At 38.2% G+C, this 11,640-nt stretch carries 13 protein-coding genes and 1 pseudogene; 4 read left to right on the top strand and 10 right to left on the bottom strand.

What is annotated here, in order from left to right; all coding sequences use genetic code 11:
* Window positions 1–2: 2 nt before the first annotated feature.
* From OWR28_RS22465 to OWR28_RS22435, 7 genes are all read right to left on the bottom strand, one after another.
* Window positions 3–2,174, bottom strand: coding sequence for a hypothetical protein (locus OWR28_RS22465; RefSeq protein ID WP_332388604.1), 2,172 nt, complete (start codon window positions 2,172–2,174; stop codon window positions 3–5).
* A 7-nt stretch (window positions 2,175–2,181) separates the two neighbouring features.
* Window positions 2,182–2,601, bottom strand: coding sequence for a leucine-rich repeat domain-containing protein (locus OWR28_RS22460; protein WP_332388993.1), 420 nt, complete (start codon window positions 2,599–2,601; stop codon window positions 2,182–2,184).
* A 69-nt stretch (window positions 2,602–2,670) separates the two neighbouring features.
* Complete coding sequence (locus tag OWR28_RS22455) at window positions 2,671–2,811, bottom strand: hypothetical protein (protein WP_332388603.1); 141 nt, start codon at window positions 2,809–2,811, stop codon at window positions 2,671–2,673.
* A gap of 12 nt (window positions 2,812–2,823) precedes the next feature.
* Window positions 2,824–3,582 carry a leucine-rich repeat domain-containing protein gene (locus OWR28_RS22450; protein WP_332388602.1) on the bottom strand — a complete coding sequence of 253 codons (759 nt, stop codon included), beginning with the start codon at window positions 3,580–3,582 and terminating at the stop codon, window positions 2,824–2,826.
* Window positions 3,583–3,799: 217 nt separating this feature from the next.
* Entirely contained in the window at window positions 3,800–3,970 is a 171-nt protein-coding gene (locus OWR28_RS22445; protein ID WP_332388601.1) for a hypothetical protein, read from the bottom strand.
* Window positions 3,971–4,203: 233 nt separating this feature from the next.
* A complete protein-coding gene (locus OWR28_RS22440) occupies window positions 4,204–5,241 on the bottom strand; it encodes a patatin-like phospholipase family protein (RefSeq protein ID WP_332388600.1) in 1,038 nt (345 codons plus the stop codon).
* A gap of 256 nt (window positions 5,242–5,497) precedes the next feature.
* Window positions 5,498–5,998, bottom strand: coding sequence for a M15 family metallopeptidase (locus OWR28_RS22435; protein WP_332388599.1), 501 nt, complete (start codon window positions 5,996–5,998; stop codon window positions 5,498–5,500).
* Between the two features lie 191 nt (window positions 5,999–6,189).
* Here OWR28_RS22435 and OWR28_RS22430 point away from each other — a divergent pair, with 191 nt between their 5' ends.
* The 4 genes from OWR28_RS22430 (at window position 6,190) to OWR28_RS22415 (ending at window position 9,550) form a co-directional block, all read left to right on the top strand.
* Complete coding sequence (locus tag OWR28_RS22430) at window positions 6,190–7,236, top strand: cation:proton antiporter domain-containing protein (RefSeq protein WP_332388598.1); 1,047 nt, start codon at window positions 6,190–6,192, stop codon at window positions 7,234–7,236.
* Window positions 7,236–7,772: a cation:proton antiporter domain-containing protein gene (locus OWR28_RS22425; RefSeq protein WP_332388597.1), complete on the top strand. Its 537-nt coding sequence runs from the start codon at window positions 7,236–7,238 to the stop codon at window positions 7,770–7,772. The genes OWR28_RS22430 and OWR28_RS22425 overlap by 1 nt, the downstream gene beginning before the upstream one ends.
* Window positions 7,773–7,952: 180 nt before the next feature.
* Window positions 7,953–9,224 carry a Y-family DNA polymerase gene (locus tag OWR28_RS22420; protein WP_332388596.1) on the top strand — a complete coding sequence of 424 codons (1,272 nt, stop codon included), beginning with the start codon at window positions 7,953–7,955 and terminating at the stop codon, window positions 9,222–9,224.
* A gap of 56 nt (window positions 9,225–9,280) precedes the next feature.
* A complete protein-coding gene (locus OWR28_RS22415; protein ID WP_332388595.1) occupies window positions 9,281–9,550 on the top strand; it encodes a hypothetical protein in 270 nt (89 codons plus the stop codon).
* A 256-nt stretch (window positions 9,551–9,806) separates the two neighbouring features.
* On the opposite strand, the gene OWR28_RS22410 is transcribed toward OWR28_RS22415, so the two are convergent.
* The 3 genes and pseudogenes from OWR28_RS22410 to OWR28_RS22400 form a co-directional block, all read right to left on the bottom strand.
* Window positions 9,807–9,911 carry a YdeI/OmpD-associated family protein gene (locus OWR28_RS22410; RefSeq protein WP_332388992.1) on the bottom strand — a complete coding sequence of 35 codons (105 nt, stop codon included), beginning with the start codon at window positions 9,909–9,911 and terminating at the stop codon, window positions 9,807–9,809.
* 209 nt (window positions 9,912–10,120) lie between these two features.
* A pseudogene (locus OWR28_RS22405) lies at window positions 10,121–10,417 on the bottom strand (DUF1801 domain-containing protein); the annotation flags it as partial.
* A 5-nt stretch (window positions 10,418–10,422) separates the two neighbouring features.
* Window positions 10,423–11,556, bottom strand: a complete 1,134-nt coding sequence (locus OWR28_RS22400; RefSeq protein WP_332388594.1) for a serine hydrolase — start codon at window positions 11,554–11,556, stop codon at window positions 10,423–10,425.
* Between the last annotated feature and the right edge of the window lie 84 nt (window positions 11,557–11,640).

Raw genomic sequence — 11,640 nt, 5'->3', positions numbered from 1 at the left:
GTTTATTTTTTTGTATACTCAAGAGTTAGAGTAAACGAGTTGATACGGGAATAGTCATAATCAGGGATGTTCAATAGTTCTATGATAGCCATTTCCCTTTCGATGGTGATGTAGGCTTTTGTTCGCCATTGGTTACCTGCAAATGCGGTTTTAAGATCATACCATTCTGTAAACATTTCGTTGGAGATAATGGTTTCGAGATCCGGGAATTCAGCCTTCAGATCAATTTCACCTGTCCTTGGAATCTGATCCAGATATAAGGTTTTCTTGTAAACAGGCTTTCCGTTGATCCATTTTCCACCTGTCAGCTCTTCATGGGTACTGTAGGAATGCTGTTTGTCTGCATATTGTTTCTGGATGTAATCATTTTCCTGGGCATTGTCTCCGAAATAAGTTTTAGAACTTAATCCTCTTGGTTTTGTCGATTCATCTTCTATAAATACCGGTTCATCAGGGGTTGAGCTTGCAAAAATTCCTTTTACGGCTCCTCCATTGGTTTGTCTTAGGGCGGCACCTACATCACTCAGCATCAAACGTGAACCATGGCCGTACGCGAAAACTCCATTTTCTTTACTTACATCCACGCTTGCAGCATTCGTTCCATCTAAATTACCCGAAACCATCATTACAGATTCTGAAGATAAGCCGAATGCATTCTTTATACCGTCAACTTCATTTATTCTGTAAATGATTCTCTCTGCCGAATCTTCATTTGTGAATTGAATATTACCGGTTACAGGAGTTCCGTAGGTTCCGGCTAGCGGAACAAAATCAGTAAAGTCTGATAAATTTTTATACCCAAATACATTACCGGCATTCAGAACAGCTACTTTTGTATAAGTACTGTCGGCGAGAGGAGTTCTTCTTGCAGAAACAACAGCGTCAAAATCAAGTGTTCTTGCGGCAAAGTCGCCACCAATTAGAGGAGTAACAAAATCATGACGCCTTGCTACCGGATTTGATTCAATAACCAGTTTGTTGAATGTTGAACCTCCTAATGGTGCATTACAGCCGATAACCACATTGTTATCTCCCCAAACGCCCATTGCATGAGTAGTAGAAGCTGCATTGTAGCCGATAAAAGTATTGGAGCCCCATGCGCCAGAAGTTGTAACTTTTCCGTGTGTCTGACCGGCAAAAGCTCCCACAAATGTATTCTGAACCCCATGTGTCAGCCAGTATCCGGAGCCAATCCCTAGAGTAGTGTTGTACTTGCCGTCAATATTCTTAACACCTGCTTCGTCTCCGACATAAGTACATCCTAGAGCAGTTGTGGAGTTTTTGCCTGCCTCAGTTCCAACCATTAAGTTATAGTTTCCAGTGGTTAAAAGTGAACCGCTGTTTACGCCAACAAGTGTATTCCAGTCTCCGGCTGTTAAATTGGCGCCTGAATAACCTCCTATGGCAATATTACTTAGACCGGTTGTTAAGTTTGGAAGAGTATTATACCCAATTCCAATTCCATATGTTCCTGTGTGGTCAGGATTCATATTTCCAAACCATAATGAATACGTGTTAGGGTTGAAATTTATTTCACCGGCCCTGCCTTCATTCGGTTGGAAAATAATAGGTTTGGTTGTTCCGTTACCTCTGTCGATAACATTTTGTAAATTATCATTCCCATTAAAGACAGGTTTATCAGAAAGATCATTATAGCTGCCTGTTACAGCCACCTTTTTTACCGTGACTTTTTCCTGTCCTTCCTGGGACAACGTTACACTTCCATCAGAATTGGTGGTTGGAATGATACTGAATTCCGAAAGATTAATGTGAAAGGCTGAACCATCATTCTGGGTAATCGTAATAATATTTTGAGAGGCATCATATGCCGCATTCTCAATACTGATATCACGGGTTACTAAACTGTTTAAATCTACCGATTTACTCTGCTGTACACCATTCTCACCTGTATAAAATACTGTCAAGACATTTCCGTTCAATTGCGGAGCCTGAATAGACGTCTGAGTTTCAATTTTATCTTTCCAGAGCTGTGCATTTTGCGGAGTTAAATTGGATGCCGTCACATCTGCTTTTTGAGTAAGATCATAGTCTAGTTTATCAGCCGGAATTTTTTCATCTTTATGCCAGTATGACTCCTGCCACTCCCAGAAATCTTCCTGTACCGGAATATCTCCGTTTTCGAAATATTTTTTTAATTCTTGTTTTGTTTTCATATTTTATTTATCTATAGGTAATTGTGGCTGTGGCAGGGATTCCTGCATTGCTTAAATCTAATCCTGCAGGAGCAGAAACTGTTTTTAACGAAGGGATTGCAAATGCATTTTGTCCGACAGAGGTTACTGTGCCTGGAATGTACAAGTTTTCAATAACAGTTGCTCTGGGGCAGTCAAAAGCATAATCTCCAATTGTTGTTAGACCCTCATTGAAGTTGATTTCTTCCAATGAATCTGAGCCATTCACCCCATTTGATTGATTGGAAAAAGCAGCACCACCAATAACTTTTAAAGTAGAAGGTGTCTTGATTTTCTTTATATTTTGGCCTTGAAATGCTCCGACTTCAATTTCTTCAATCCCTTCACTAAAGTTTACTTCAATGATTTGATAATCCATTCCTGAGTACTGAAAAGCGCCTTGCTTGATTTTTTACATTTTCAGGAATAGAAATGGATAATGCATTTCCCAGAATTACTTCATCAATAATAAAAGGCATTACTTTTTCTGTTGAATCAATAGCGCTTTGGAAATCTTCTCATCCTTATGCCAGTATGAGTCCATCAAAGCCCAGAAATCTTCCTGTACCGGAATATCTCCGTTTTCGAAATATTTTTTTAATTCTTCTTTTGTTTTCATTTGTATAAAAATTTAATTGATTGGTTTTCCTCCTGTTACCTGTACTCCGGTATCAAAAGAATACGAGTGATATTGTGTGTTTTCTCCCAATACAACCTCTGTTAGTTTGTTGTTTAAAAATGCTCCTGCTTCAATATTGAGAACACTGTTGGGAATAGATACCGAGGTCAGCTGGTTGCTGCGGAAAGCATCAGATTTAATCTCTGTGACTCCATTTGGAATCTCAACGGACATTAGTTTATTACCTGTGAATGCACCTTGTGAAACAAGTGTTATTCCTTTTGGAAGATGTACTTCTGTTAACTGATTTCCTGCAAATGCCTGAATGCCAATGCTGGTGACACTATCCGGAATAATTAAAGAGGTTAATCTGTTGCCGAAAAAAGCCCAGCTCTGGATATCTGTTACACGGCCAGGGAGTTCCAACGCAGTTAAGCCGCTTCCTGAAAATGCGCTTTCCTGAATACTTAGTAAGGTGTCCGGAATTTGTATTTCAGTAATTCCTAAGCCTCCGCCAAAGTTTTTTGGAATGCTTAGTGTTCCTGGTTTTATAATTATTTTTCTTTTCATAAAGAATGCCAATGAAGCATTCTTTTCGACATCCATTTCAGCATAGAGCAGGTTGAATGTGCCGTTTTCTAATCCTGAAACCTTCTGCATATCAATTTTCTCATCTTTATGCCAGTAAGAGTTCTGCCATTCCCAAAAGTCTTCCTGCCTTGGGATATCTCCATTTTCAAAATAGAGCCTGAGTTCTTCTTTTGTTTTCATAAAATGTTGTGTGATTTGTTGGTTAATAAATTGATTATATGTCCTGCCTTTTTAGCAGTTTCATTGTTACTATATTTTCAGACATAGTTCCGGCTGTCCAGCATTTTGTGAATGATGAATTCAAAAGGTGTTGGAAATGTTTGATGAGATTACTGTTCGTAGATTATAAAGGTAATACCGGACAGCGTCAGAACTTGTCGTGTTTTTAAATCTTTACTTAAAAAATATCTTCTTCAAGTAGGCCTTCTTCAAAATCTTCTCTGAAAAAGTTTTCAATGTCATTGAGATAGTTTTCATAATCCATCTCAGCATTTTCGATATCGCTCCATTCTATGGTATAGAGGTCTTCATCGAAGAGGGTATCTGTTTTGTGATCTGGTGTTTCCATGTTTTGTGTAATTGGGTGTTGGTTGTATTTTGAACATATTTCGGGCTGTTCAGCATAAGGGAATGTTGAATTCAAAGGCTTTTTAAAAGTTTTTATGGATGATTGTTTTGTGTCTTTTTTGATACTCCAAAGGTAATGGGGCGAAACGACAAAACTTGACGTGTTTAAAAAGATTTTCTAATTTTAAAATATAATCTTTAAAGCTTATATGAGATTGTTATAAGGTAAATAGCTTATATTTTATTTTTGATGAGTTTCTGAACAATCTGGTTCAGGGTATCCCTGTTGTCATCAATATAGCTTAATCCGGCTTGTATCAGGTTCTCAATATTGGATCTTCTCACATTATCCATTGCCGGGGAAGCATTTTTCAGTGAGGGGTTCAAACGGTAATAGTTTTTTTGATTTCTGAATCCCAACGTCTGAAACATTTGCCCCAGCTGATAATCTACCGTTTCTGCATTGGCAGACATCAAAATATCAATAATAGGATTTACCCAGCCTATTTTTCCTGCTTTCTGCAGTTTTTTAAAGGAGTAAGGTCTTGCTTCTATTCCTGTTCCGATGGAAACAATAATCATATCATTTACTCCCGGATGATTGGCTTTCTGATGGTTTCTCAGCACTTCTGCGAAGGGAATTTTTCTGGCTTCTGCATACGCACATAGCGCGGGATTATTGGCAAACATACCACCGTCTATCAGGCTGAAGATCTGCCCGTACATAGATTTAATCTGAACAGGGCTGAAGTAGGTGGGAGCAGCTGAGGTGGCCCTGCAGACATCTTTTACGTAAAAATTATCTGTGCTGAGATGGGCCTTCCATGAGTTGAAAAGCTTTGCCCTTCTGTTCTCTATATCATAACTTGTTATTAAACATGGTTTTATTAATTCTTTTAATTCCAAATTTCCAAAAAAGTCATTTAAATTCCTTTCAAGTGATTCCTGTGGAATTTTTTCATTCAATAATCCGAATGGATTAACCAGTTTTTCCCAAAAGGAAACCTGGAAGATATCGCCGCCCTTTTCCGCATATAATTCCAATCCTTTCTGGATAGAATATTTTGCTTTTCGGGTTTCGTCGGGACACAGAATAATAGAAGCAATCAGACCTCCGGTACTGCTGCCTGCCACCAGGTCAAAATAATCCCCGAGCTTTGCCGTGGGTTTATCATAATACTGGAGCTGTTCTTCTATGTAACGCAGAATAATACAGGTAATAATTCCTCTTATTCCGCCTCCGTCCAAAGAAAGAATGGTTGTCTTTTTCATGTTATTTTTTCATTTTTTAGAAGAAACATTCAGCAGCTTTAGACAAGTAAAACCAATAGATTTCCGAAAAAATGTCTATTGGTTTCAGCTTATTATAAGGATGCTTTTGGTGTTTTTCTTATAAAGCAAATATAGATGGAGGAAGCGTCAGAACTTGTCGTATTATAAATATTTTTAATTAATTTTATTAAAAAATAGAACTGTAAACCATATTGTTATGTGTTTATTGGTTTTTTTAATCTTAAATCAACAATGGTTAAAAAATAACATAACCCTGCTTATCTCTTGGCATCTTTAAAAGCATTCTCCAGCTTGTTTTTACGGAACCTTTTTTAGATGGAATATTCTTTTTTTCAAAATGGGGGAGATCTTTAAATGTCTTCCAGTTTCCGCCCCAGTCCCAGCCGTGACGGGCAAAAATTTTTACACATTCATACCAGTCAGCAACTTTGTCATTATCCCAGTCTTTTACAGTGTCCCAGCTTGCTGTTTTTCCGTCAATCATCAGGCAGATGTCTACAGCAAGACCATAATTGTGGATGCTTTGTCCTGCTTTAGCATTGGTTACCTTTTTTCCTGAAGTAATTCTTCCGATTGCATACAGCTTTTCCTGCTCTTCAAAAGACCTTAAGCCCTGGGTGATCCGTATTTTGGCTCTGCCGGTCAGGGCTTCGTCACATTCCTGTATTATTTGCTTCACTTCATCTCTTACCAGCGGGTGAAGTTTCTGAATTCGTTCTAAGGTTACTTTGTCCATATTTCTTATTTTGTTACAGGACAAAAGTATAACATGGAAGCGACGAAACTTGACGTGTTTTATTAGAAATTCGTTTACAATTCCAGAACACTCATCCTCAGGGGATAAATATGCAGAACAGAAAAAATTGCTTTAAATTTTTAAAAACCAAATAGAAGTAGTAAATATGACGGATAAAAACACAATATCAAATGCATACCATCTTACCTTTTCTACTTGCCATGATAGCCGCCATCGTGCTGCTGAATATGTGGGCGGCAAAATTAAAAATTGCTTATCCTATTTTGCTTGTCGTATTTGGGCTTCTCGTTAGTTTTGTGCCCGGCCTCCCGGTGGTAAAGATCAATCCGGACCTCATTTTCTTTATTTTTTTACCCCCTTTGCTGTTTGAAGCGGCCTGGTCCATTTCTTTTAAAGAAATGAAAAGATGGTGGCGTATCATTGGAAGCTTTGCCTTTTTAGTGGTCTTTTTCACCGCACTTGCCGTTGCAGTGACCGCTAATTACTTTATACCCGGGTTTACTATCGCGCTCGGATTTCTGCTGGGAGGAATTGTATCTCCGCCTGATGCAGTAAGTACAGGAGCGATTATGAAGTTTGTAAAAATACCATCTGCTACATCTGCTATTCTGGAAGGAGAAAGCCTGCTGAATGATGCTTCGTCACTGATTATATTCCGTTTTGCTTTAATTGCGGCAGGAACCGGCCAGTTTATATGGCAGGAAGCATCGTTGAATTTTTTATGGATGGTAACAGGAGGTGCAGCAATCGGGTTAGTATTGGCATGGCTTTTTGTACAGGCTCACAGGAGGCTTCCTACAGATGCTTCTTCAGATATTGCATTGACACTTATTGAGCCTTACCTGATGTATTGGATTGCAGAACAGTTTCATACTTCCGGCGTCCTGGCTGTAGTCTGCGGAGGTTTATATATGTCAGGCAGACGGATGATATTCTTAAATAGTACCAGCCGTATAAGAGGTTATAGTGTATGGGAGAGTTTTGTTTTCATTCTGAATGGTATTGTATTCTTAATGATCGGACTTGAGCTTCCTGAAATTGTTGGCGGTCTGAGGTCCGAAGGCATTCCTTTGAGAACAGCCATTCAATATGGGATATTGGTGACCGGTATTCTGATTGCTGCCAGAATTATAAGTTCCTATGCCGCAATGCTGGCCACTTTGATTTTCCGGCCAGGTGTTGCCCCCGTGTTTCTTCCAGAAGGAGACGTTTGCTGATGCCTCTTATGCTTGGATGGACCGGTATGAGAGGTGTTGTTTCATTGGCCGCTGCACTGGCGATTCCGATTACTCTTGAAAACGGACTTCCTTTTCCCAACAGAAACCTTATCCTGTTTATTACTTTTGTCGTGATCCTGCTTACATTACTTGTTCAGGGGCTCACATTGCCATACCTTATAAAATACGGACATATATTTGATGACTTTACAGATGAAGAGAAAGACAAACGGGCCAGGGAAGAAATAAAACAGAAACTGAAACAGCACATTTATCATTTCCTTAAAAATAAACATGAAAGTGAACTGAACAGCCATGCAGGATTAGAAAGAATGCTGAAACACTGGGAGGAAAAAATACAGACTGATGAAACAGAGTGGATGAATGAAAAAACAAAAGATATCTTCTTTGAAATGCTGGAAAGCCAGAGACAGTTTCTTTCAGAACTCAATAAAGATATTTCCGTGAATGAAGAAATTATCCGCCATCAGCTTTATCAGATTGACCTTGAGGAAGAGCGCTTGAGAATGATTTGACGGGCATCATGATAATGTTTTTGAAAACAAAATTAAAGCGCTTATGCGACAAAACATGTCGTATTTAAAAATTTTATTCATTTGTTTTTCAGATTGTTAAATATGATGTTAATTATGGATTAAAAGATTATTTTATTCCCTAAAAACTATAATTTTGTACAGATATTTGATACAATTGTCATGTATGCTCTGGTAGACTGTAACAATTTTTTTGTTTCCTGTGAAAGGACTTTGGATCCCGATCTTGAAGGCAGACCCGTTGTGGTTCTTTCCAACAACGATGGATGCGTTGTATCCAGAAGTAAGGAAGCAAAAGATCTTGGAATTCCGATGGCAGCTCCTGCATTCAAGTACAAAGAGCTTTTTCAGAAGCATGACGTAAAAAGCTTTTCTGCAAAATTTGAATTGTATAATTATAAAAGCCAGCAGGTCATCAATATTGCCAAATCCTATGTTCTTGATCATGAAGTTTACAGTATTGACGAGCTCTTTCTTGATTTAACAGGATTTAAGTATATCGATATTTATGAATACTGCTTTAAAATTAAAGAAGAGATCAGAGAAAAGGAAAATATCCCTGTAAGTATAGGAATTGCACCTACCAAGACTTTATGTAAAGTAGCCAACAGAATTGTGAAAGATTTTCCTGAGAAATTTAACGGAGTTTATATTTTAGATACTCCTGAAAAGATAGAAAAAGCTTTGAAATGGCTCAATATAGGAGATGTCTGGGGAATCGGGAGAAGGCTTGCCGCCAAAATGAATGACAGCGGAGTGTATAAAGCCTGGGATCTTCTTCAGAAACCTGAAATGTGGGTTCGGAAGATCATGGGAATTCATGGAGTAAGAATGATCAACGAGCTGAGAGGAATCCGTCAACTGGAACTGGACGCTCCTTCCCCTAAAAAATCTATAGCGGTTACCCGAAGCTTTATGCAGATGCTTACCAAAAAAGAGGAAGTCCGGGAACGGGTGGAAACCTTTGGAATGTATTGTTCAGAAAGGCTGAGGAAGCAGAATACCTGCTGTAAAATGATTACCGTTTTTGTGCAGACCAACCGTTTCAGAAAAGATCTGCCTGAGTATAAAAATGCTATGACAAGGATTCTTTCCAATCCTACGAATTCATCCATTCTCATTGGGAGAGTGGTTAACGAGCTTTTTGAAGCAATTTACAGAGAAGGATTTCATTATAAAAGGGCAGGAGTGATGGTCAATGACTTTGTACCTGAAGATCAGAGACAGATCAGCCTTTTTGAAGAAGATATACAAAACCAGCATCTTCCCGTAATGAAAGCAATGGATGCCATGAACCGGAAATTTGGAAAGGATAAAGTTCGCCTGGGAAGCATGAGTGGGGAAAATACTTTCGGCCGTGCAAAGCTATCCCCGGAATATGAAGCCTTCCTGAAAAAGAATACATTACCGGAAGCCAATTTCAGATTCCATTAGGAATTATTTTAATTTAAAAACTCTGCTTATTTTTCCTTTTTACTATTTTTTTTTGAGTGGAAAATAAAACATTTAAAATCAGTTATTTATTGGATGAGCTGTCCCGGAAAGACTTTTATGGATATAAGCTTGTTGATTATTGGGATGCCGATAATGAAGCTTTAGGGATGCAAAAAGGAAATGTTGTCATCTATATTTCAACATTTGATTTTTCTCAAACCGGACATTATGATATCATTATTGAGGAATCTGAAACCGGAAAAATATTGAAGCAAGGACAAAATATATCATATACTGAGCTTGTTGCCTACCTTCAGGAATTTTAAGTTCAGAATAATGATAAAGTTGTTTAAACTTTACAAAACCACAGCGTCATAAAAGGTATCATTTTAAACACCTGAGTTCACTTAAGTAAGTGTAAAATAATACCGCAGAAAAGCTCAGATGAAAATCAAAGATTTTCACAAACTTAGGTGTACTTATTATGTATAAGGTTTGGTTCTGAAAAATTGAAGTATTTAAAACTTTGTGCCTTTTATGGTAAAATAATGAAAGCTTAAACACCCCGATGTGTAATTAAGATTACTTCCTTTCATATTTCCAGTTTCTTCCTTTGCCTTCGGCTATCCATTCCAGAGCCTGTTCCATTCTTTTATTTCTGGTGGCTTCTGTTTTAGCCTCCGTGATCCAGGAAATATATTCCTTTCTGAAGGACGGGGAAGCTTTTTAAAAATTTCCAGCGTTTTAGGCCGGGCATTTAGAGCTGACTGAAAATAATCAGGAACCTCCATTTCTATTTTGGATGGAGGTGCTTTTTTCATCTTTACGCCCATGTCTGTAAGTTCCATGGCTTCTTTAATGGCTCTTTTCAGCTGAGATGGGGATGGAAGATCTTCAAGACGGGTTATTTTTCCTAAGCTGAACATTGAACTTTTTTCAGCAGTTGTTTCTATTTCCTGTAACGTTTTCATTTCCTGATGCAGCCAGAATCCCATACTGCAATATTGCTTGAAAGCGGTGATGGAACATAAAATCTTCCCTTTATACATGAACGTAGGAAATTTCCATTTGATGGCTTCTTCCGCATCGGGACAGGCTTCGTGAATGATTTCACGGAGATAATGTAAGATAGGTTTTGCAAAATCAGGAGATTTTTCAATGTATTCATCAACGTTTATGCTGTGCTTTTCCATGCTGTTTATTGGAATAGTTCTACAATTTCATTTACAAGGAATTTTACCTGGTCAGGTCTTCCTCTGTCATTTTTAGGATTGTTGGGATAGCTTCCGGTTTTTACAATAACAATATGATGTTCCGGAACCATAATGATATACTGTCCCTGCAATCCGAGGAAATAATAATGTTTGACCGGATTGTCATGATTAATCCAAAGTCCCATACCATAAATGTTTTCAGACTTTTCTGTAGGGGTTCTCATCTTTTCAATAAAGTCCGCGTTAAGAATTTGATGATCACCGGCCTTCCCGTTATCCAGAAACAGTTGTCCAAGTTTGGCAAAATCTCTTGCATTGGAATGAATACAACAATAGGCTTTTTCTATGCCGTAATCATCTGTGCTCCATTTGGCATTTTGTTCCATTCCCAAAGGGATCCAGAATTTTTCTGATAAATAGCTTGCCAATGGTTGGTTCAGCGCTTTTCGGACAGCAAAGCCAAGAAGCTGTGTAGAACCGCTCTGGTATTCAAATCTGGTTCCCGGTTCTTCTTTAAATTTCCTTGAGAATACCGCTTTTATAAGGCTTTTGCCATAATAAGCCTTGGCATTGGGAAGAAAAGGATTGTTGTAATTTTCATCCCAGTCCAGTCCGGCTTCCATTTGTGCTAAATTTTTAAGTGTAACCTGATTTCCGAATACTTTATTTTTAAATTCCGGGTAAAAATCCGACAGCTTTTCATCAATATCCGGAATAATGCCTTCTTCCAGAGCCTTTCCCAATAGCATTACCGTCACTGCTTTGGCCATCGAAAAAGAATTGGTTTGTGATAACTGATTGTAGCCGCCCCAATACTGTTCATGAAGGATTTTTCCATTCCTGATCACCACAAAAGCTGCTGTTCTGGAATGGTTTAAGTTTTCAACTAAATGTTTCGGTAATTCTTTTTTGTTGTAGCCGGGATCTTCCTCCCAGAGTCTGGGTTCTTCAGTAGCAACAGGGTTGCTCGGGAAAAGATTTCCGTCATCAATGTAGGCACTTGATTTTCCTTTCAGATAGGTTTTGGAAATACCATTAAATAAATAATCATATCCCAGAAAATAAGCAGCAGCTGCACCTGCCACAGCTCCGCCTATCATATACTTCAGTATTCTCATTTTTTCATGAATGGGTCTTTAACAAATTTAGAATAATTTGGCTATAAAATTTAAAATGAACCCACAAATACGTTATTTTTGTTC

Source organism: Chryseobacterium sp. 1B4 (assembly GCF_036631475.1).
Lineage (GTDB): Bacteria > Bacteroidota > Bacteroidia > Flavobacteriales > Weeksellaceae > Chryseobacterium.
Note: the sequence above shows the minus strand (reverse complement) of the source record. Positions and strands in the feature narration are given on the sequence as shown.